The organism is Bacillus mexicanus (genome assembly GCF_050445615.1).
Taxonomy (GTDB): domain Bacteria; phylum Bacillota; class Bacilli; order Bacillales; family Bacillaceae; genus Bacillus; species Bacillus mexicanus.
In genome coordinates this window covers 348,127-368,608 of record NZ_JBCEYV010000003.1, presented here as the reverse complement: position 1 = coordinate 368,608, position 20,482 = coordinate 348,127, and the positions used below count along the sequence as shown (strand labels likewise).

Below are 20,482 nucleotides of genomic sequence, written 5' to 3'. Positions count from 1 at the left end.
ATATAGGGGGGGTATTCCTAGAAAAAGAGAAAGAAGGAATAAAAGTATGAATGCTGTTATATACTGTCGTGTTAGTACGCAGAAGGAACAACAAGAAACTTCTTTAGAAAGACAAGAACAAGAACTCGTAAATATGGCGAAAGTTCATAATATGACAGTATTGAAAATTATAAAAGAAAAAGCAAGTGGTTATGAGGCAAATCGTGAAGGTGCTCTTGATTTGTTAGACTTTATCAAAAAAGAAAAAGTTGATGTTGTTTTGGTGCAGGACGAAACAAGAATTGGGCGCGGAGATGCTAAACTGGCATTTATGAGATATATCGAAAAGGAAAATGTTAAAATATATACCTTAAGCCAAAATGGAGAATTAGAACTGTCAGAAGCAGATACGATGGTTCTACAAATTGTAAGTCGAGTTGAAGAATTTCAGCGAAAGATCCATAATGCCAAAATAAGTAGAGGAATGAAAAAAGCTGTTAGTGAAGGTTATAGGCCTCATAATAATATAGCTAATCAAGAAAACGGTGGAAGAGAAAAAATTGATATTCCAATAGAGCAAATTGTCATTTTGAGAGAACAAAATAAATTAACATTTGCTGAAATAGCTGCAACTATAAGAAATTTAGGGGATGTCGAGGTAAGTAAAGCTACAGTACATAGAAGATATAAGGAATATAAAAAAGAACAAGAAGAATCTTTGAAAAGTCTTAATTAGTTCAAAAAGTAAGAACGGGATATCCATTCCGGTCTTATTTTTTTTGCAAAAATTTTTTTTACAAGTGTTTATTGTTTTTATAGTAAAATATAAAAGAGCAATAAGTTATAAAGAATGGGGAGAAGAAATAAATGAAAAAAGTAATGCTAATTTTATTATTTGCGATGATGATAGGTGCATTGGTATTGCCGAACTTTGCTCAAGCAAAAGGGTATAGTAGTGGAAGTAGAAGTCATTCTGGGTTCAGCTCAAGTAAATCAAGTTCTAGTTATTCGTCATCTCGGAGTAGTACTGGGGGATATTCTTCATCGAAAAGTTCATCTAGTGGTTACTCTTCTAAAGGAAAGTATTCTGGTGGGGTTGCTAAGAAAAACTATTCTAGCAAAAAAAAATATTCTTCAGATTCATCAGAATCGTCTAGCTCTAAAAGCAAAACAAAAAGCAAAACAAAGAGTATCTTAACGCACGCAGCTGCTTTTGGAGCTGGAACGTTTTTAGGTAGTATGATTCATCCATTTGGCGGTGGCGAAGGATATAGCGGAGGATCAGGAGGAAATGGATCTTATGCGGGATCAGGATTTTCATTTTTGGGATTTCTAGTAGATATCTTGGTTATTATCCTTATCATTTGGCTAATTAGAAAGTTGTTCTTTAAATCCCGAAATAGCCGAAGATGAGGACGATGTCTGGTGGATTTTAATCTTATGAAGTATTATGATACCTGTTTGCAATAATTGGGCATCGAGATGTATTGGATAAGGCGTTATCAGGAAACAGGGTGCAAAGTGTTAAGTTGCTTAAAAAATAGGATGGAAGCAAATAAAAGAGGAAGTTATTTGTCCGTTTTGTTATGAAGGAAGACAGCGACCTTTTCAAAGATAAGTGTTAATGAATATTGAGATAAATCAATAAACAATTAAACTAAAGCGAGGAATTGAAATGCAAATATTTTTCAGTGAACAAGATGTCATAGATAGTATTGCTGTGTATGTAGCACATAATGAAAATAAGGTTCATCGTTCTGAGGTTGAAGTGAAATTAAACACCGAGGACTTTAAAAATTTTTATGCTATTATTGAATTTAATGGTGTAGAAAAAGAATTGTCCGAAGAAGATATGATAGACGCTATCATTCAATATTTAGAAAATGATCATAATTTTGAGCCTGGGCGTCTAAAAGGAAAAATATATTTTGAAAAAGATGAAGGTATTATTGCAGATGTAATTGTACAAGGAAATATTAGTTTGAATAAATGATACATAAAAAAGTATTGGTTTATAACCAATACTTTTTGTTTATTTTGCTTTATGTGGTGGAACAAAACAACTACGGCATCTTGGTTCATAAGATTCTGTATCACCTAATACTACAATTGGACCGCTTTTCACTGGTTTTCCATTTAAAATTCGTTGAGTATGAGTACCTTTCGGGCTACCACATACTGAACAGAAAGAGAAAAGCTTTTCAATTTCGTCAGAGATAGCCATTAGTCCGCCAATATAACCAAATTCCTTTCCTCTGTAGTCCATATTAAGGCCATCTACTATTACCATCTTCCCTTTGTAAGCTAGTTCTTCGACCAACTTCATTATATTCTTTTTGAAAAACTGAACTTCGTCTATGCCTACAACATCATATTCTTCTGTTTCTTTTAAAATTTCTTCAACAACTTCGTTAGGTAACTCTTCAGGTATTTTTGTTGCCGGAAATTCATATCCCATACGAGATACAATTTTGTCTTCTGAAAAGCGATTTTCTTTTGATGGCTTATACGCTTTTACTTTCTTTTTTCCGTGTTTTTCAAGTTTTAAGAGTCTTCTAATCAGCTCTCCGGATTTTTCTGAGAACATTGGTCCTGTGATGACTATAATGGTTCCAAGATCTTGATTATTTAATGTTTTATTTTTATTCATTATTATTCACCGCTCTATGTGTATTTTATTAAAAGTGACTAGTTCGTGTAAATCGTTTAACTAAAACATTATACTGATTTTTAGTAAAACCGAAAAAATCATCCGCTCTTCTCAGCCATATAATGTTGGTATCTTTGCTTTTATAAACAACGTAAGGGATATCTGTGTCAGTTACAATTAAGCCTGAGTTTGAAGGCTGATTTGATATACCTTTGATTTCATAGAGATATGTATCTTCTAGGTTTTCTTCAAACTTTGCAATTTTTGTTTTCTTTAAATTTGTGGCATTGATGTTGATTAATGAATCTTTTAAAGGGATTGAAATTCCTATGAATTCGTACAATCCACATTTGTAATGTTTGTATAAATCGCCTTTGTTCATAATAGATTACTCCTTGTCTTGTATGGATTTATGAATATATTTTATTTTATTGTTTTGTAAAAGTGAAAAAAAATTTAAATAAAAACATTCAAAGTGTTTAAAAATGAGTAAGATAATTAAAACAGCAATTTTAAAAAGGGTGAAAAAAATGGGATTTGTTGAGGAAATAATCAATAAAGGGAAAGTATTAAATGATACAATCTTAACGAGAGACTTAAAAGCTAACTATTCACAATATTCAGCTTTCAAGAATTACAAACAAACTGTAGAAAAGCTACAAAGAGATTTTGAAGAAGCTGTATATAGGGGGGGTATACGAAGCGTTTTTGTTGGAAAAAGAATGTGAAGACAGAAGTCGAGTTTACTCAAAATAAACTACATCTAGTTAAAGAAGGAGAGAGTTTACAAAATGAAAAGTGCAAAAAAAGAAAATTTCATAAATGAAACAAGAAGTGGTAAATGGTTTGAAGTGAAAGACAAATATATCCAATATCTTCTGAATGTAAAGTCTTTAATTGTTGATGGAAAGGAACAACTTAATATTCTTTGGTTATCTTCACAAGATACTCAATCTATTTCGTTTAGTGAGTACGGAATTGACAAATGGAGCTTTGATGATGAAGATGTTTTGAGTTTGAATGATCCATTTACTTATCTTATTGGTGAAGACATACCCGATGATAATGAAAATATATATAACTTAGAAGGTGAACTGATTGAATCGAAGCTGGTAGAAGTGATCTTGAACACAGCAAAATATTTGAAAAAGGAAGAAGTCTTAAAAGCTTGGGCTGATTTAAAAGAAAAAAGTCTAGATGATTATAAAACATTGACTGTAAAATAAAACAATAAAGACCTAAATTGATTTAGGTCTTCTTTTTTTATTTATTGAAAAACTGTTCCGCTTCATTTTTAAATTGATAAAAGAATGCTGGGATATCTTTTTCATCAAGTCCGATAAAGATGTTATTTGCGACGCTTAAATGATACCACTTCTGCTTTTCGTATCCTCGCTTAAATGTATCCCAAACTTTATCTTTTTTGACCGCATAGGATTCAACTAACGAACGTAGGTTATCAAGTTTATCTGCTGCGATCAGTGCTTTTACTTCTATAGGGCCGCTCTTAGAAACATCTATTGTATGTTGTTTTCTTTCTTCCCACGATTTTGTTTTGTCTTCGGTGTGTGCTGCTACTATATTAGAAACAATTTCGCCGAAATGATCAGCTATATCTTCTATGGTAGCAGGTGTATCTTCTACAGTGTCGTGTAGTAAACCCGCAGCAATGACTTCTTGTGAGAGTCCGGATTCTTCTAAAATTTTCGCAACGGCAATTGGGTGCATTATATAAGGAGTATTGCTATTCTTTCTTTTTTGGCCTTCGTGTGCTTGTTTTGCAAATTTCAATGCTCTTTCTACTATGGACAAAAAAATCACCTCTGATTATTTTAAAATGGTTGAATTAATCATATTCTTTCCCTAGACAAAAAAACAATGAGACAAGACGAATAAAAAAGACCTTCTTAATTAAGCAAGGTCTTGTTTTTGTTTATTTTTTCTTTTTTTCATCATAAACATAGAGATGAAAATCATTGGAGTTCCAATAACAAGAAAACCAATAAATGAACCCTTATAGATTGATTCACCGTAAGAATAATTTGAATCAATAAAATTCATCACAACGAATACTGTGAAGAAACCTAATATGCCTAAAATGCTAAATAATGTTCCGTAATCTCTAACCCCAGTTACTCTTAATGTTGCAAGTCCATAAACAGTGGAAGCACCAAATAAGATAATCTCTCCTGCTGCACTATTTATCAGTCCTTGGAACATTACGAAAAATAGAATCCCAACTAAAATAGAAATTGTTAATCTTGTTCTCTTATTAAGTTTCATATGTATTTCTCTCTCCTTTGAATGTAGCTAGCTATGTTTTGTTGGTTAATACACCATTACTATAAACAAAATGGTGAGTGCTGTGGAAAAAAAATAAAAAAATTGATATAGTTATAACAAAAATAAACTAGGGGAACGGTACATTGTTTTTAAGGTACGCTATAAGGATTGAATTAAAAATTAGATTTTTTCTAATTTGTTTTTCAACATTTTCTTTTCTGTATATTATGGTGGATGAGATTTTTTCTAAGTATATCTATTTTGTAAACACTGATAATGTTTTTATCTTGGCAATTTTAATAGTATTGGCTTTTCTTATAGCACTGTTTATTAAACTTGAGTTGCTGGAGTTTTTCAAAAAGGATTGGGAATGGAAGCCGAAAAATTTTATACAAAAAGCTCAAAATGAATTTTTTTGCATTGTTGGCATAGGTTGTTTGTATTATTTCTCTCAAGTTGGTGCGATGATTATTTTTTTTCCTTCTTTTGAAGAGATTGCGATTCATAGCTATAAATTGTATAATACTTTGTTTATTTTTTCTTCGGTGGTTATTTACATAATATATAGATCAACTATTTTAAAATTCAAATGAATTTACCTGTTAACGAATTTAGGCCTTGTGTTCTCACAAAGGCTTTTTTATTGCAACGAATTAAAGTTTTATTTTTTTTCATTGTTGAAATAAAAAGAAATTATAATCTATACAGAGAATAATAATTGGAGAGTGAAGACCGGATGAATAAAGAATTTCAAATTATTATACAAAAAAAGAAAGAATATAGTGAGTTTGTTGAGAGTATTAACATAGAGGAATTAGGTAAAAAATACACCCGAGAGGAATTAAAAACACTTGAAGACGAACTTAAAAAAATCAATTTAGAGAGTATAAAATATGAACTAAGCAATGTGATCGAAAAGAAAAAGAAAGAGGAATATCCAGAACTACAAGGGGTTCACCATTATCCTGTTATTAAAGAGTTGGATTTCTTAACAGAAAATGAAAAAGTATTATTGGATAAACATCTATTAATGATCAGAAAAGGGAATATTATTGGTGGGTTAACAAGAAAAATGCATTATGGAAAAGTGGGAAAAGTGGAGAATTTTTTAATTGAAAAGGGGATAGCGGAGCCAGAGTACATTGCGATATGTCCAAGTTGTGGAAGAGGGACAGTATCAGGTATGCTTTCGGATAAAGAAAAAAATGAATTAGAAGAAATAATAAAAGATGTAAACAATCCTAGAAGAGAAGTGATAATGGAAAATACGCTAAATTATACTTGTCAGGAATGTGAGGAATTTGAAGAGGTAGAGGGTATTAAGGAATTGCAATTTAAAAGAACTTGTAGACTGGTGGCAGAACGAGATAAAAGTTTAGATAATGTTTGAATGATTAAAATGATAAAAGTAAAAAGCCGCAACCACTTAATGGTTTTGGCTTTTTTTTTCGTTTAAATTGCTTTGTAAGTCTTTAATGTTATGATGCACAACATTACTGTCTTGATCTATGATTAGAACCTGAGTGGAGTTCAACAAAGGGATTAAATCTAATTCGTGAAGATATTCACCCTCAAATAAGTTAAGTTTTTGATGCTTAGGTTCAGATTTATAGATTTGATATATCCCGTTAGTTATTTTTCGAACGATCAATTTGAAGTTTGAGAAAAATGGATTTTCCATAGAGTCACTCCTAATGTATTTAGCTAATTTTAATATCACTAAGAATGAAAATAAAGTAGTTAAGACGATTAATTCACAAAAAACATTTCATAAATTGACCCATATCACCGCTCCTTGAGGATGATTGTAAGGGAATGGTTCATTGTATCTTTTTGGATTCTTTAAAACCCAGGCATAAGTTCTCTTGTAGGGAAGAAAGGTTGTTTCCGGAATACAGTGATAACGAAATGAATCTTGGTAAATGTTTAAGTCTAATTCGATACAATCGTCTATTTCAGCTGTGCCAAATACTTTTCCGGATTTACTTTTGATTAAAGCGATTTCTCCTCTCAGTTTTGTTCTAGAGCCTCTGATTTCCCAAGTTTTTTGTCCATTTAAAATTAAATCGATCCAAGGTTCTTTAATAATTAGACCTTTCATAAGGATACCTCTCATCTATATAAGATATAACTATCATATTCTAGCTTTTTTAAAAAACGTGTTTTAATAATCTTAAATTAATTTAGAGACTTTTAGAAATATGTGTATAACAAAATTATGATAGTGCTGTTTTACAATTAAAGCGAGGAATAAGATGTTTGAAAATAGAAAGTCAATTAACTCTTTTAGGTATATTTTTTTATTGTATATCAGTGTAATCGTAGTATTTTCCTTACTTTATATTATTCCTTTTTCTAATCAAGGGACGTTAAAGTATATTGATGCCTTGTTTATTTCTTCGAGTGCGCTTAGTGTAACAGGCTTATCAACTGTTGATGTATCGCAAACACTATCGAGAGTTGGTCAAGGGATGTTAATAGCGGAAATGCAACTAGGTGGGATAGGTATACTTGTCCTGGTAAGTTATTTATTTTTGATGATGGGAAAAAGAATTACAATGTCCAGTATGTTGTTGATTTCTAAAGATCAAAATCAAAATAATCTTAAGACGATTAAATCATTGAGTTTTTCCGTTTTGATTATTGCTGTGATTATTGAAACACTGTTGACGTTAGCTATTTATGGGGATGTAAGGAAAGTTGTGCATAATTCATCAGATGCGTTATTTATCTCGATATTTCATTCTGTGGCTAGCTTCACAAATGCAGGATTCTACCTAGTAGATATGAATTATTTTAAAACTGATGAATCATTTTTGTTAGCTACCGCTGCAACAATATTCATTGGGAGTATAGGTTACCCAACGATAATGGAGTATATATTTTCTTTCAGAAAGAAAAAAAGTCTTTTCACAAAGATCAATATTAGAATGCACTTTTTATTACTGGCAATAGGGGCAGTTTCATACCTAGTGTTAGAAGGACAAAACATTCTTAAGAACTTAAGTTTAGGCGACAAAATAATAAATTCATTATTTCTATCCGCTTCAACTCGAAGCGGAGGGCTATCTACAATTGAAATAGGTGGCTTGTCTTCGACAACTCTGCTTATATTAATGTGTCTTATGTTTATCGGAGGAGCTTCTTCCAGTACAGGCGGAGGAATAAGGTTAACGACATTTAGAGTACTAATAGCAAAAATGGCATCTGTTGTTAGATCAAGGGAGAGTACGGTTATTGGAAAAAAAACAATAACACAGGAGGCAATAAATAAATCTTTTTTAGTCTTTGTCAGTTTTGTTTTGTTGAGTTTCATATCGACAATTATATTATCAATGTTTGAACATCAATCGGTAGATACTCTTTCATTCGAGGTAATGTCCGCTCTGACGAATACGGGGCTGTCAATGGGGATTACAAGTCAATTATGCGGTTTTTCTAAGTTCGTATTAATGATATTAATGATTATCGGTCGAATTGGAATATTCACCTTCATATACCTCATATTCAAAGTTGAGAGTTCTAAAGTTAAGTATCTAAAAGAAGATTTAGCTGTTGGTTGATTATAAGGGGGGGGCTTACGTGAAACAATATTTAGTTATAGGAGCCGGAAGGTTTGGAAGCGGTATTGTAAAAGAATTATCAAACAAAAATCAAGATGTTGTTGTGTGCGACCAAAACGAAAAGAAACTTGATGAAATTGATCATTATGCAACGCATTGCATTATAGGTGACTTCAGAGAAAATGATATTATTGATGAATTAAATATTGAAGATTTTGATACAGTGTTTGTAGCTATTGGATCTGATGCTTTCTCCGCCATTATGATTACGAAAAAAGTAAAAGAGAGGAATGCAAAGCGGATTGTGGCCAAAGCAATTACAACTGAAGTGGGAGAAATACTGTATAGTATGGGGGCCGATCGAGTAATTTTTCCTGAAGAGGAAGCGGGTATTAAAATCGCTAGGCAAGAAATGATGACAGGAGTAATTGAGTATCTGGAAATAACCGAAAATGTTTCTGCTATTGAAATAGAAGTTCCTGAACAGCTATACGGTAAGACATTACTTGAATTAGACTTTTCAAAAAGATTTGATTTAACAGTATCTCTTATTATCAGAAAAGGAGAGCCTTTATTGGCTCACTATGCAAAGATACCTTTCAGAGAAGGGGATTACATACTATTGATAGGCGAGAATAAGAAAATTGAAAAGTTCAAGAAGAAGTTTTCTTGAAAAATTAAAGCGGAGGATTTTCATAAAATTTTTAAACGTTCATTGATTTCAACGTTAAAATAAGAATATATAAATAATAATATATAGAGTAAAGTGGTGAAGAATATGAAAACACTTAAAAGTGTCCAAGATATAGACGGCCCTTCTAAACAAAGAAAGAATACAACACAACAAGCAGCCAAATTTAAATCTCCGCTTGTTGGGAACGTATCGAGGTTTTCTATTGAAGTGAAAACTTGTATTAGTGAAGATAGTAGAGAAAACATTAATCATAACGATTGGCAATATACAATAGAACATAAAGCAATTTCAGAAGCAATATATGAATATTTTGTTGGTGATGAGCGATTGAAAGAACTTCAGTATATCGTCGAGGGGAAAATTAACGAGATGATTAATGAGAGAAAGCGGATGAACGAAAACCTTCATAAAGTAGGTTGGGAAATGAATAAATAACTTAGAGACCTTAGACTGAATATGTCTAGGGTCTTTTATATGAAAGAATGGAAGTGGAAGTGAAGGTGATCTTTTTTACTTATTTCAAAAAAATAAATGGAAAAAGAATATAATGAAAAAAAGAAATTTAGAGGTGTAATAATGAATAATGATAAAGAAATTTTAGAAATACCTTCTTACAACAAAAGAAAAGCTATGGATACGTTCAATCAAAATTATGGTTATGAAACAATGCTGATAGATGCTTGTAGCCCTGCTATCCAATCTGGCGGTCATTTAGCAACAGGTATTCAGGAGTTGGTAGATCAATTTGAATTATTGTATGGAATTTTTTGTAGATTTGACGATGCCTTGGAATACTATGAGAAAACAATGGATGAATTTAAAAACGATGTTGTAAATAAATATATTGAATTAAAAAGGATAATTAAAAAAGAAGCAAAAAGACAGGAGAAATAAATAATATGTCCTCGGTTTATTTTGAAATTCATAGCAAAACAAAAGCAAAATATTTTTTCAAAGATGGCACTGAAATTGATAAGACAAATTACATAAAAACGAAAATAAAAGAAGCTGACGAAATATATGAGAAAGTAGTGAGGAAAGCAAAAGAGAATGGCTCGGTCCATTGTTCTTGGATCCAGAGAGTTTTCGGCATAGATTGGTATGGTTCTGCTCATATTATTGAGAGAATGCGGGATGAAGGCGTATGTGAACAATTTCATCCTGATTCTCTGTCGAGTAAGATTATATCCTATGCATAATAGAGAAAGAAAAAGGCCTTTTGGTAGAGGTCTTTTTTATGAAATTTTCAAGCCCTTGATCACAGATCAATAAAAGTATTTGGCTGTAGCAATTGAATGTCTCTCTTATAAATTTTATTAGAATGATTCGAGATTTTCAGTTGATATTTGCCTGGGATTAAAGGACCTATTATTAGTGTTTCAGATTCTTTTTTGATTAAACTTTTGTTAACAAGTTTATTATTCAGGAAGATTTTATAACCGTTTATGTTTTCAAAAGGGGAAATCTCTATATAAACCTTTCTTAATTCGAATGAATAACCACTAAAGAAATTACCTTTCAGAATAAAAATAGGAGATTTAACGTTGTTAATTAAACCCGCTTTCGTTTCTGGTGTATTTGTTCTGGAATTAAAAGATCCTGAAGAATGTTTAGATATCTTACGGGTTAAATTAATCTGTGTTTCTATTGCTTTTTCATTATTTTCGGCTAATTGTATAAGAGGGGTTATATCTTTGAGGTGTTCCTGTTTTCTAATAATTAATTCGTTTAATTTGTCTCTATCATTACTGAAGATACTTGTTTGAAGAGAGTTGATACTGTTTTCAATTAATGAATCATTTAATTTTTCGTAAGTGTAGATAGATATGCTGATTGCTATAGGAATACCAATCATTATTATCGAAATGAAAAAGAATATTTTTTTTAGGATCTTGAAATGACGAAGCAAAAGATGAACCCCCTTATAAATGAGATGAATTATTCTTTTTTGGTTATGGATTGGCCTGAAGTATGTATATAACTAAAACGGAATTAAAAAACATACATAACAACCAAGCAATTTTTTATGAAAGTTATTTATTTTTCAGAGTAGTTAGCAACTGATGTAAAATATAAAAAGGAGATGATGAAATTGAAATATGAGAAACAAGAGCGTTTCTCTCCGTTGGAGAATGCCGCTGCAACTTTAAAAAATAAGGCGGTGGCTATTGTAGGCATAGGAGGTTTAGGTAGTCACTCTTCAGAATATTTGGCTCGTGTGGGTGTGGGTACTCTTATATTGATAGACGGAGATATCGTTGAAGAAACAAATTTACCCAGGCAAGGTCTGTATCGTTATAAAGACCATAAAGATAGTCGTTTCAAAGTGGAAGCAGCTAAAGACGCGTTGATTGAGATTAATCCGGATATAAATATTATTGCTCATAGAGAAATGTTAAAAAAAGAAAACTTGTTAAATTTCCTAAGTAAAGCGGATTTAGTATTAGACGGGTCCGACAACTTAGCAACTAGGTATCTAATTAATGATTTTTGTTTTCAAAGGGAAATTCCTTGGATATATGCTTCAGCTACATCTAGTGTAGGTGTGGTTTCGAACTTTGTCCCAGGAAATACTCCTTGCTTCCGATGTGTTTACGGTCAACTAGATGAAGACGAAGTAACTTGTGACGCTAATGGGATCATTCTTCCTATTTTGACATTAGTAGCATCTTATCAAACTACTGAAGCGATAAAAATCCTTCTTGAGAAAGAGTTTCGGAAAGGGGAATTCCGATACAACATTTGGACTGGCCAGAATTCCGAATTAGATTTAACTACCTTGTATGATGAATGCTGTCCTTGTCAGACTAATAAATGGCATTCGTCTCAAAAGATAAATCTCTATCTTGTTTGCAGAGGAGAGACAACACAGGCTAATACCAATTTAACTAAAAGGCAAATAAAAGATAAGTTAACCGCTTCCGGATATCAAATGGCAGGCGAGAATGAAACGTTTGTTGTGTTAAAAAAACCGCATCTAGAAGAGAAGAAAATTATCGCATATAAAACAGGAAAAGTTATTTTTCATCAATTTAACAATGAAGAAATCTTAGAATTACTAGGATAGGAGAGAGTTATTAAAAATGGAACAAAAACAATCAATTTATTTAAGTATTCAAGATCACACTGGAGATAGAAAACTGAAGTTGGATTGGAATCCTAAAGATGAAACGGCAACAAAACATATTGAAGAAATGTTTGTAGATTTACAAGCTGCGGGATATCGATTCTTTTCGGTTAAAAAGGTAATGGGTGTATTCAAGCGGAAAGGTGAAGAGGTTGAAACTTATGACCCTTCGCTCGGCGAGTTGATTTATGAGAAAGATAAAACTTTTGTAAAAGAAAAAATGAATTCTTCAATCGCTAAACAGAATGCAAATGGATCTACTAATGATAATGTAGGCCAGGATACAAAAGAAACAAGTGTGAGAATGTTTGAAGTTGAAGAAGAAGGACATAAACAAAAATATGAAGACCCCAAAAAGTATGATCCCAAGAATGAAGAATTGGACTCTTCTAGAGATTATATTGCGACAAAACCTTTAAGAGCTGGGTGAGTTCGTTTATGGATAAAAAATCTTAAATAAACGTTTGTTTAAAGAAAAGGAGAATAGTGAAATGAAAGATTTATATGAAATTAAAGAAGATGTGGTTTGTCTTAAGTGCGGAAATAAAGGTGCTATCCAATATTATGGGAGATATTATCCTAAAGGTGTAGGCGATTTAGCAGATGAAATTAAAACGTATGAAAATGTTCGTGATAAACCTTATATGTCTCCTGCAATGGGGTATGGAGGTACAATTCCATATAGTTGTTTGAACTGCAAAAGTACTGGGCTTATCGATTTTGAAGGGCTTGAGGGCTTTAAAATGGCATTTAAAACGATTTCCAACGATCCTAAAGGAGATGAGAAGGAAGATTAATATGGATATTTTTATAAAGGAAAAAGACGCAGCTAAAAACACAACAAAATTTCTTAACGAACAATTAACATATTTAGAAGAAAATATGGATATGATTTGTGCTGAATATTATGGAAAGAAACTAGGGATGGATTTAAATTTTGAAATATATTTTGGATCACTAGCTATATATGAATTATCGAAGGTGTACGATGATATTCACGGTGAAATTTTGACAGGTAGCCATATAGTTATTAAATTGTTCAATAAAGTGATGAATTCTTGCTTAATTAAAGAAGAAAGTGATTTTTCACTGAAAGAAAGTCTCAAAACAGAAGTGAAATTATCTTTGATTACAAATGTTGTGCTCCAAATGGAAAAAAAACCAACTTATAATATGATTGAACTTATAACAAAGGTTGAGAAGGCGCATCAAAGAGCTTGTGAGAATATCGAAACATACTTTGGAGACAGAGACATTAAATATTCAGAAATAAAAGATGTGATCGATGTCTTTGAGGTGAGGGTTGATACAGACGGTGAATTAGTAGATTTCCACACTTGGGGGAAAGGTTTTTCTTTGAATAGAGAAAATGCCTCACAAGAAATTTTAGAATTTGTGGCGAAGGAAAGAGGTCGTTTTAAGGAGGAGCTTACCGCTCTGAATGAATTGAAAGTTCAAATCGATAAATTTAAACAAAAAATGATTGATGGTAATCTCATTGATAAACGGATCGTTGATAATTGTATTAAACCGCCGCATAGTACCTTGCCAATTTTGATAGCAGAGAATTCTGTTGAAGAATATGAAAGATTCTTAATTAACCTGAAAGTATTTCATAAGTTTTTGTTAAATATGAAAAAAATCGATGTCGTGTTACCAAAGAAAGCGACAGTTGATATTCCCAATAATAAAATTACATACTCCTCATTTACGTTTGACTACAACGAGTGTAACGCTGATAAATTCTCTCAACAATGGGCTAATTATCAAAAGATAGGTGGGTTTATTCGAGCGATAAAGGACCAGATAGAAGAGAAGGGCTTAAGAACATTTATTACGTATAAAAATAATATCTTAAAAATAGAGGTAAGTAAAAAACGCGTGTTTACTATTGGTTCATCAACTCCTGGAATAGGGTTGAGAGGAGTAGAAGCTTTAAATAATTGGAACAGGGAGAGGGCTTCAATCGTCCTTTCGGTTAACGAGGGAAGTATCTACAGGAATACAGGAGAACAGGTGTTAACTACTGAAGTTATTGTGTTCGAACTAATAGAGAAAATCCGTAATGCTGACAAAGAGTACTTTATTACATTAGAAAGAGCGAAACAGATGCTCTTGTCTGTTTTATCTCCTGTAGAGGAAAAGATGATGGACACTGAGAAAACTGTATTGCTAGAAGGTAAAGAGAACTATTATGCCTTATTGAACAAATCTTATAACAACGTGGTGAAGATACCAAAAAATCTTCAATCGCTGGATGACATTAAAGCTTTATGCATTCACCCTGATGCCGAAGTACCTATGTATGATGGCTTTGCTTCAATAGCTTTGTCAGTGAAGAGCGGGGATGAAGAATACATTATGAAAAATAGTAATGAATTCACTTTAAAACCAAATCTCAAAGAAAAAGTTATTCGTTTGATGAATGCGTACAAACCTAATCACGGATTAAGATTTTCGATATAGTAACAAAAGCATCGAGTGAACGATGCTTTTTTGTATAATAAAAACTTTTTTTCAAGTAGTTAGATTATGAGTTTATAATGAAAAAAAACTACTTGAGGTGATGAATTTGGAAGTTTATTACGGGGAAAGATATCACAACATTAAAGGTGTAGTATCAGATTATTATCAAGATGATATTAGCGAAAAAGTGACGTTTCAAAGGAAAGTGAATTGTTTAGGAAGCGAAAAAGCGGCAATTCACAGGAAAGTAAATTGTTTGGAAAGCGATATTAAATCCTCCATTACAGAAATATTCCCAGATCATTTGTCAAAGGATGACATAGTTTTTGCTTGCATAGGAACGGATAGGGCAACTGGAGACGTACTTGGACCGATGGTTGGAACAAAACTAATGGAGAATGGATTTAATGTTATCGGAACAATTGAACACCCGCTCCACGGTAATAACCTCCAAGAGAGGATGGAAGAAGAGGCAGAAGAAGGAAAGGTGATAGTAGCAATAGATGCAACATTGGGTCGAAGTGTAGGTAAAGCTATTATTGCAAACAGAGGTTTGGAACCAGGGGATGGAGTAGGTAGAGACTTGGGGAAAATTGGCGATTTCAGTATTAAAGGAGTTGTAAATGTTTCTTGGGATGACATAAAAATTAATTACGGAGTATTGCACACAACAAGGCTCTTTGAAGTTATGAATATGGCCGATGAAATATCTAAGGGGCTTGTTTCGCATTTTTCAGATAAAATGGCTAAAAAACACACAGCTTAACATATTTCGTTGCAATTTATTACATAAACTTGAGTCATACAAGATGATCCGTAATCCAAAAAGCATTATAAATAAATGGGGAATTTTCATTGGCTATTATAAATAATTTAGAAACTCAACAAGATATTGATAACTATAAGAAGTGGTTGTCACAAATACAACTTCAAAAGATATTCTTGATAAAAAAGAATCTAGAATTTGATAAAATATATAGACCAAACAGGTGGAAAAATGTCGATTTGAAAATTGAGTTAATGGAAGCAGAAATTAAATCAAGAATGTAGATATACTCGCAGGTGATAAGAATAATATACATATAAAAGCAGGGGATACTCTGCTTTTTTTTATTATCAAATTTTTAAAAACAAAAAGAGGAATCTTAGTTGCATTCCTCTTTATTGCACGAAAAGGTGATAGATTTAATTTGTTACTGGTCTTTTGCTTTTGAATAATCGGATCACAAAAGTGAATAGTGATGAACAAATCAAACTAACCAATAGCAAATTGAAAATCGAAATGGCTTGTAATCCGTCTGTGTTTAATTGGAATCCATAAAACAAAGCGAAAAAGAGAAATGAAAATGTGAAGGATTTAGAAAGAAAAAAATGCTTCATTAATAATCACCTCCTTTGTTTATTTTACGCTTGTTTTCTTATAAACAGATCCTTTTTTATTACCTGTTAAATAAACTTTAATGTACTGGTCTTGAACAATTAAACCATAACCATTAACTTCGAGGCCGAAGTGGAAATTTCCTCTTCCGTATACTTCAGCATAATTGGACCCTTTTTTGTAAGTGCTTTTTTGCCAATTGGAAACTTGCCAAATGGATAAAAAGCCTTTTGTATACCAAGCATCATTCAATTTCGGTTTGACATCAGAACCATTGTATTGGAAATACCCCTTTGTTTTAACTGTGAAAAGCTTCATATTTAAAAAGTTTTTGGCGGTATAGCTGTGTGTATACGTTTTTGTGTTTTTATATTTTTTTGCTGTAATTTCTGCGTCAGAAGCGGATTGCGGCGTGTCTTCTTCGGTGGTGGACTCAATGAAGTAAACTGGAGTGTTTGTGAATGTGACGGAGATGTTTTCGTTAAGTTTGTGTGTGATGAATTGCCCCATATCAATGTTAGTTTGGATGTACTTTTCAATATCGAGTTCTTTTCTTGTGTTTTCAACGTTTGGCAAAATTGTTTTACTGTTAGTCTCAACATAATATTTGGTCAAGGCCTCTTCGGTGAATGCGTTTTTGGAATTGAACTGATTTACAGCGTCATCTAATTGTTCTTCGTCTTGAGGATTAGAGAATTTCAGTGTTGACAAAAGCAAGTCTTGATATTCTTGAATCGAATTAATTTCATTCTTTTCGCTTGCGCTCGCTGCTTTAGTTCCAAATGAAAAAGTGAAAGATGACAGAATTAACACCAAACCCAAAATTGAAAAAAGTGCTTTTTTAAGCTTTCCCATAGTAACAGCTCCTTTAAGAATTAATGATAGAGCCTTTCTATGTTGGCTGACCTGATGTAGGCAGTTTCCTATAAAAAATGTCCCTCCTTTCAAATAGAACCATAACATATAACCTATCTCCAAATCCATACGTTTGAGTAAATTTAAGGAAACAAAAATAGCGCAATAGGGAATACAACCCATTTGCGCTATGAATGAAAAATGTTACGTCACTGATATTCTTTGAGATGCTGAGCTATTTCTTTTAAATTGTTAGGAGTTTGGTGAATTCCAAAGCCTAATAAAAGCACTGAAGTTGGACCTCTAGATATAATTTTCACCTTTAATTTATTTTCCTTGATATAGAAGGCTAAATTATAACATTGGTGTTTTGTATTCAAGCATTCGAGGACATACTTGACGCTTTTTTGGAGATAGGCTGCTAAGAGGTCTATTCTATTTCCATCATTGATCGTTAAATTGATTTCATAACCTTCACTTCTAGGGAAAGTAGAAAGATTCCAATCGATTAATTGATTGGAAATAATTGATTCTCCCTCGAAATCAATAGAAGAAATATCTTCGTTATAATCTGTATTCTCAAACCCGATAATTTGCATATGAGGGTGTTTTATACTTCCTCCAGAGAATATACCGTGATTTTTAAAGAATGCTATTGAGGTGAATTTTGAACTTGATTCTAATTCTCTGTAATAATCAATAGCAAACATAAGTAGAGCGGTTAGATATTCTAAAGAATAAGTAGCTATGTGTTGATCACAGTCCTTATGTTCAATTACTACTGTGGCAAAAGCATTCTCCATAACAGGATATTTATTTTTAACTATGAGGAAGTCGTCCGTTTCTTTCAAAAAGCGCTTTTCTTTTGCTAGTTGTGAACGATCACAAAACGGACATTTGGAAGAGTGGTTTAATATTGTATTTGGTTTTTTCTTTGCGGTGTTTGCTTTGAAAGGTATGTAAGTCAATTTAGATTCCTCCAATGACATTAAAAAGAGAGCAATATGTAGTAAAGATATAAAGGATCTATTGTCTCGTAATCATTATAGAATGTTGTTAGAACTGATGACAAAAAAAGAAAAATTCTAATTCTTAATTTGATTTTCAATGGAAAGTATAAAAACCTCTTTTAAATAAATTAAAAGAGGTTTTTAGCTAGCTTAACTTACTTGGTCTCAGTTTTATTTTGTGTTTTCGGTTTATTTAGGAAGAAAGCTAAGAATAAAGCAACAACAGTAAAAAGGGTAGCTACTAAGAAGGCGTCATTTATACCATTGATTGTAGCTGTTTTTGCTGCTTCTGTATAAGCTGAAACCATACCGCTCTGACCAACTTGGCTCAGATCATTCATTAGGAAAGAATCTGTTTTGCTAAAGTTATTTGTAAAGTTTGAAAGATGGTTTGTCGTTTGATTTGTCATTACAGTTACCAACAATGCTGTTCCTATAGAACCGGCAACTTGACGAATTGTATTTGTTGCTGCATTTCCGTGTGCGATTAATTTTGCAGGGAGTTGATTAAGGCCAGCTGTCATTATAGGCATCATCAAAAGAGACATACCGAATGAGCGGAGCATATAAATTCCTAGTATCGTTTTGTATGGTGTTTGGCCAGTAAGTTTGGTGAATTCATATGTAGCATATGTTGTGATTACCAAGCCTGTGATTGCTAATACCCGAACACCATATTTATCGAAAATCTTTCCTGCAATAGGTCCCATCAACCCCATAATAAGAGCACCAGGCAAGAGCAATAGGCCGGATTGTAACGGTGTAAATCCGCGGATTGATTGTAAATATACAGGGAGTAACAACATACCACCGAACAATGCCATTGTGACAATCGCATTTATTACGAGTGTGAGGGTGTATATGTTGAATTTAAATACTCTCAATTCTAACAAAGGTTCTTTGAGCTTGAATTGTCTAATAACAAAGAAGATCAAGAAGATGATGCCCAATATTAAAGTGATTAAAACACTTGGACTATCCCAACCATCGTTACCCGCTTCACTGAATCCGTACAGTAGACCGCCAAACCCTAAACTTGAGTAGATAATGCTCTGTAAATCGAAAGAAGCAACGGATCTTTCGCTTTTTGGGTGGAACCAAGCAAATGCGAACAACAAGCTAATGATTCCAAGAATAAACATACCATAGAACATAATGTTCCATTGATAGTTTTCTGCAATCCAACCTGAAAGGGTAGGGCCGATTGCGGGAGCTAAGATCATAGCAATCCCCATAGTTCCCATTGCTGTACCACGTTTTTCAGGTGGGAAGGCATTCATAAATACATTTGTACCGAGCGGCATTAACACACCCGCTCCAATTGCTTGAATGCATCGGCCAATCATCATTAGGGTGAAGTTTCCGGATAAAGCGCATATTAAAGAACCAAATGTGAATGATATCATCCCAAATATGAATAGTTTTCTATAACCGAACCTAGCAATTAGGAAAGCACTTAGAGGAATGAGGATACCATTTACAAGCATAAAACCAGTGGTCAGCCATTGAGCTGTAGAAGTGGAAATGCTGAAGTCTGTCATAATAAGAGGTAGCAATACATTAATAACGGTTTGGTTTAATATTGCGATAAACATACCAAACATTAGGACGAATAGTATCTTGCCTAATTTAACTTCTTTTGCTGGTTTAGTGTCTGCGTCTTTAATAGATGTTTTTTTGTTTACTGGTGGTTTTCTGTTTTTGAGTATAAACGTGTTAACTAAACCTACTATCAAGAAACACAAAACAACATAAATGAATAAGAACATTTGGGGCATATGTATCCCTCCTTACTTATGTACCTTGACGGTTACATTCATACCAGGTACAATTTGAGACCCTTTATGTTCATCAATTGAAATTTTAATAGGAATAACTTGTGTTACTTTTGTATAGTTAGAGTCAGAATTACCGGAAGAAGTTAAGGAAAATTCACTAGCAGTTGATAATCCGATCTCTTCCACTTTGCCTTTGAGTGGTGTATCTCCTAAAGCATCTACGTAAATATCAACATCTTGTCCAACTTCAACATCGTCGATTTTAGTCTCCTCGATATTTGCTGTAACATATAGATTATTGAAGTCATAAGCGTAAGCTAATGCTGTACCAGGTGACACAAGTGTATTGTTTGCTGCTTTATCAGCTACGATAGTAAGGTCTGACGGAGAATTGATACTAACAGTTGAGGATTGTCCATTTGTATCTGTGGAAGGGACAGAAACTTGTCCTAAAGACGTGTTAGGAAGGAACTCTTTACCTAAAGTACCTTGCCAATTCGTTAATACGCCTGAAGCAGGAGACGTGATAACATATTGTTTCCCATCGATTTTTGCATTGTCAGTTTTTATATAATTAGTAGCTTGATCATAGTAATAAAAACCTCCAACACCAACAGCAGAAAGTGCTGCTACTGTAATGATATTAATTGCTAATAGTTTTTTTATATTAATAGCCAAGATGAATACCTCCTATGTAAA

The 20,482-nt window shown here is 32.7% G+C and carries 30 protein-coding genes; 18 read left to right on the top strand and 12 right to left on the bottom strand.

Annotation, left to right across the window (positions count from 1 at the left end):
- Nucleotides 1–46: 46 nt before the first annotated feature.
- The 3 genes from AAGG74_RS17045 (at nucleotide 47) to AAGG74_RS17035 (ending at nucleotide 1,972) form a co-directional block, all read left to right on the top strand.
- Nucleotides 47–715 carry a YneB family resolvase-like protein gene (locus AAGG74_RS17045; RefSeq protein ID WP_429676397.1) on the top strand — a complete coding sequence of 223 codons (669 nt, stop codon included), beginning with the start codon at nucleotides 47–49 and terminating at the stop codon, nucleotides 713–715.
- A 131-nt stretch (nucleotides 716–846) separates the two neighbouring features.
- A complete protein-coding gene (locus AAGG74_RS17040) occupies nucleotides 847–1,392 on the top strand; it encodes a hypothetical protein (protein ID WP_429676396.1) in 546 nt (181 codons plus the stop codon).
- Nucleotides 1,393–1,654: 262 nt separating this feature from the next.
- Nucleotides 1,655–1,972, top strand: a complete 318-nt coding sequence (locus AAGG74_RS17035) for a DUF2653 family protein (protein ID WP_429676395.1) — start codon at nucleotides 1,655–1,657, stop codon at nucleotides 1,970–1,972.
- A 39-nt stretch (nucleotides 1,973–2,011) separates the two neighbouring features.
- On the opposite strand, the gene AAGG74_RS17030 is transcribed toward AAGG74_RS17035, so the two are convergent.
- Nucleotides 2,012–2,629, bottom strand: coding sequence for a thymidine kinase (locus AAGG74_RS17030; protein WP_429676394.1), 618 nt, complete (start codon nucleotides 2,627–2,629; stop codon nucleotides 2,012–2,014).
- A gap of 28 nt (nucleotides 2,630–2,657) precedes the next feature.
- A complete protein-coding gene (locus AAGG74_RS17025) occupies nucleotides 2,658–3,011 on the bottom strand; it encodes a hypothetical protein (RefSeq protein WP_429676393.1) in 354 nt (117 codons plus the stop codon).
- Between the two features lie 103 nt (nucleotides 3,012–3,114).
- On the opposite strand from AAGG74_RS17025, the gene AAGG74_RS17020 reads away from it, so the two are divergent.
- Both AAGG74_RS17020 and AAGG74_RS17015 read left to right on the top strand, forming a co-directional pair.
- Nucleotides 3,115–3,357, top strand: coding sequence for a hypothetical protein (locus AAGG74_RS17020; protein ID WP_429676392.1), 243 nt, complete (start codon nucleotides 3,115–3,117; stop codon nucleotides 3,355–3,357).
- 63 nt (nucleotides 3,358–3,420) lie between these two features.
- Entirely contained in the window at nucleotides 3,421–3,855 is a 435-nt protein-coding gene (locus AAGG74_RS17015; RefSeq protein WP_429676391.1) for a hypothetical protein, read from the top strand.
- A 37-nt stretch (nucleotides 3,856–3,892) separates the two neighbouring features.
- Here the strand turns inward: AAGG74_RS17015 and AAGG74_RS17010 are convergent, their stop codons facing one another.
- Both AAGG74_RS17010 and AAGG74_RS17005 read right to left on the bottom strand, forming a co-directional pair.
- Nucleotides 3,893–4,450 carry an HD domain-containing protein gene (locus AAGG74_RS17010; RefSeq protein ID WP_429676390.1) on the bottom strand — a complete coding sequence of 186 codons (558 nt, stop codon included), beginning with the start codon at nucleotides 4,448–4,450 and terminating at the stop codon, nucleotides 3,893–3,895.
- Between the two features lie 90 nt (nucleotides 4,451–4,540).
- Complete coding sequence (locus tag AAGG74_RS17005) at nucleotides 4,541–4,912, bottom strand: hypothetical protein (RefSeq protein WP_429676389.1); 372 nt, start codon at nucleotides 4,910–4,912, stop codon at nucleotides 4,541–4,543.
- A gap of 143 nt (nucleotides 4,913–5,055) precedes the next feature.
- On the opposite strand from AAGG74_RS17005, the gene AAGG74_RS17000 reads away from it, so the two are divergent.
- Together AAGG74_RS17000 and AAGG74_RS16995 are read left to right on the top strand one after the other, a co-directional pair.
- Nucleotides 5,056–5,505 (top strand): hypothetical protein, encoded by a 450-nt coding sequence (locus AAGG74_RS17000; RefSeq protein WP_429676388.1) that lies wholly within the window; start codon nucleotides 5,056–5,058, stop codon nucleotides 5,503–5,505.
- Nucleotides 5,506–5,648: 143 nt separating this feature from the next.
- A complete protein-coding gene (locus tag AAGG74_RS16995; protein ID WP_429676387.1) occupies nucleotides 5,649–6,302 on the top strand; it encodes a hypothetical protein in 654 nt (217 codons plus the stop codon).
- Between the two features lie 36 nt (nucleotides 6,303–6,338).
- Here AAGG74_RS16995 and AAGG74_RS16990 read toward each other — a convergent pair whose 3' ends face one another.
- Complete coding sequence (locus AAGG74_RS16990) at nucleotides 6,339–6,593, bottom strand: hypothetical protein (RefSeq protein ID WP_429676386.1); 255 nt, start codon at nucleotides 6,591–6,593, stop codon at nucleotides 6,339–6,341.
- A gap of 87 nt (nucleotides 6,594–6,680) precedes the next feature.
- Nucleotides 6,681–7,013: an ASCH domain-containing protein gene (locus tag AAGG74_RS16985; RefSeq protein ID WP_429676385.1), complete on the bottom strand. Its 333-nt coding sequence runs from the start codon at nucleotides 7,011–7,013 to the stop codon at nucleotides 6,681–6,683.
- 154 nt (nucleotides 7,014–7,167) lie between these two features.
- Here AAGG74_RS16985 and AAGG74_RS16980 point away from each other — a divergent pair, with 154 nt between their 5' ends.
- The 5 genes from AAGG74_RS16980 to AAGG74_RS16960 all read left to right on the top strand — a co-directional run bounded on the left by AAGG74_RS16980 (nucleotide 7,168) and on the right by AAGG74_RS16960 (nucleotide 10,368).
- Complete coding sequence (locus tag AAGG74_RS16980; protein WP_429676384.1) at nucleotides 7,168–8,475, top strand: TrkH family potassium uptake protein; 1,308 nt, start codon at nucleotides 7,168–7,170, stop codon at nucleotides 8,473–8,475.
- A gap of 19 nt (nucleotides 8,476–8,494) precedes the next feature.
- Entirely contained in the window at nucleotides 8,495–9,148 is a 654-nt protein-coding gene (locus AAGG74_RS16975; RefSeq protein WP_429676383.1) for a potassium channel family protein, read from the top strand.
- Between the two features lie 105 nt (nucleotides 9,149–9,253).
- Nucleotides 9,254–9,604, top strand: coding sequence for a hypothetical protein (locus tag AAGG74_RS16970; RefSeq protein WP_429676382.1), 351 nt, complete (start codon nucleotides 9,254–9,256; stop codon nucleotides 9,602–9,604).
- A gap of 141 nt (nucleotides 9,605–9,745) precedes the next feature.
- On the top strand, nucleotides 9,746–10,063 hold the full coding sequence (locus AAGG74_RS16965) for a hypothetical protein (RefSeq protein ID WP_429676381.1): 318 nt from the start codon (nucleotides 9,746–9,748) through the stop codon (nucleotides 10,061–10,063).
- A gap of 5 nt (nucleotides 10,064–10,068) precedes the next feature.
- Nucleotides 10,069–10,368: a DNA translocase FtsK gene (locus AAGG74_RS16960; RefSeq protein WP_429676380.1), complete on the top strand. Its 300-nt coding sequence runs from the start codon at nucleotides 10,069–10,071 to the stop codon at nucleotides 10,366–10,368.
- Between the two features lie 59 nt (nucleotides 10,369–10,427).
- Here the strand turns inward: AAGG74_RS16960 and AAGG74_RS16955 are convergent, their stop codons facing one another.
- A complete protein-coding gene (locus AAGG74_RS16955; protein WP_429676379.1) occupies nucleotides 10,428–11,078 on the bottom strand; it encodes a zinc ribbon domain-containing protein in 651 nt (216 codons plus the stop codon).
- Between the two features lie 183 nt (nucleotides 11,079–11,261).
- Between AAGG74_RS16955 and AAGG74_RS16950 the strand changes: the two genes are divergently transcribed.
- From AAGG74_RS16950 to AAGG74_RS16925, 6 genes are all read left to right on the top strand, one after another.
- On the top strand, nucleotides 11,262–12,236 hold the full coding sequence (locus AAGG74_RS16950; protein ID WP_429676378.1) for a HesA/MoeB/ThiF family protein: 975 nt from the start codon (nucleotides 11,262–11,264) through the stop codon (nucleotides 12,234–12,236).
- 16 nt (nucleotides 12,237–12,252) lie between these two features.
- A complete protein-coding gene (locus AAGG74_RS16945) occupies nucleotides 12,253–12,726 on the top strand; it encodes a hypothetical protein (protein ID WP_429676377.1) in 474 nt (157 codons plus the stop codon).
- A gap of 61 nt (nucleotides 12,727–12,787) precedes the next feature.
- Nucleotides 12,788–13,093, top strand: coding sequence for a hypothetical protein (locus AAGG74_RS16940; protein WP_429676376.1), 306 nt, complete (start codon nucleotides 12,788–12,790; stop codon nucleotides 13,091–13,093).
- A 1-nt stretch (nucleotide 13,094) separates the two neighbouring features.
- Complete coding sequence (locus AAGG74_RS16935) at nucleotides 13,095–14,762, top strand: hypothetical protein (RefSeq protein ID WP_429676375.1); 1,668 nt, start codon at nucleotides 13,095–13,097, stop codon at nucleotides 14,760–14,762.
- A 106-nt stretch (nucleotides 14,763–14,868) separates the two neighbouring features.
- Nucleotides 14,869–15,528, top strand: coding sequence for a spore protease YyaC (gene yyaC, locus AAGG74_RS16930; protein ID WP_429676374.1), 660 nt, complete (start codon nucleotides 14,869–14,871; stop codon nucleotides 15,526–15,528).
- A gap of 89 nt (nucleotides 15,529–15,617) precedes the next feature.
- Nucleotides 15,618–15,812: a hypothetical protein gene (locus AAGG74_RS16925; RefSeq protein ID WP_429676373.1), complete on the top strand. Its 195-nt coding sequence runs from the start codon at nucleotides 15,618–15,620 to the stop codon at nucleotides 15,810–15,812.
- Nucleotides 15,813–15,947: 135 nt separating this feature from the next.
- On the opposite strand, the gene AAGG74_RS16920 is transcribed toward AAGG74_RS16925, so the two are convergent.
- The 5 genes from AAGG74_RS16920 to AAGG74_RS16900 all read right to left on the bottom strand — a co-directional run bounded on the left by AAGG74_RS16920 (nucleotide 15,948) and on the right by AAGG74_RS16900 (nucleotide 20,455).
- A complete protein-coding gene (locus AAGG74_RS16920; protein WP_429676372.1) occupies nucleotides 15,948–16,142 on the bottom strand; it encodes a hypothetical protein in 195 nt (64 codons plus the stop codon).
- Between the two features lie 19 nt (nucleotides 16,143–16,161).
- Nucleotides 16,162–16,995, bottom strand: coding sequence for a hypothetical protein (locus AAGG74_RS16915; protein ID WP_429676371.1), 834 nt, complete (start codon nucleotides 16,993–16,995; stop codon nucleotides 16,162–16,164).
- Nucleotides 16,996–17,204: 209 nt separating this feature from the next.
- A complete protein-coding gene (locus AAGG74_RS16910) occupies nucleotides 17,205–17,963 on the bottom strand; it encodes a DUF4931 domain-containing protein (protein ID WP_429676370.1) in 759 nt (252 codons plus the stop codon).
- 197 nt (nucleotides 17,964–18,160) lie between these two features.
- Nucleotides 18,161–19,783: a DHA2 family efflux MFS transporter permease subunit gene (locus AAGG74_RS16905; protein WP_429676369.1), complete on the bottom strand. Its 1,623-nt coding sequence runs from the start codon at nucleotides 19,781–19,783 to the stop codon at nucleotides 18,161–18,163.
- Nucleotides 19,784–19,795: 12 nt separating this feature from the next.
- The gene (locus AAGG74_RS16900) at nucleotides 19,796–20,455 is read right to left on the bottom strand and encodes an HlyD family secretion protein (protein WP_429676859.1); all 660 of its coding nucleotides are present in this window, start codon (nucleotides 20,453–20,455) and stop codon (nucleotides 19,796–19,798) included.
- Nucleotides 20,456–20,482 lie beyond the last annotated feature (27 nt).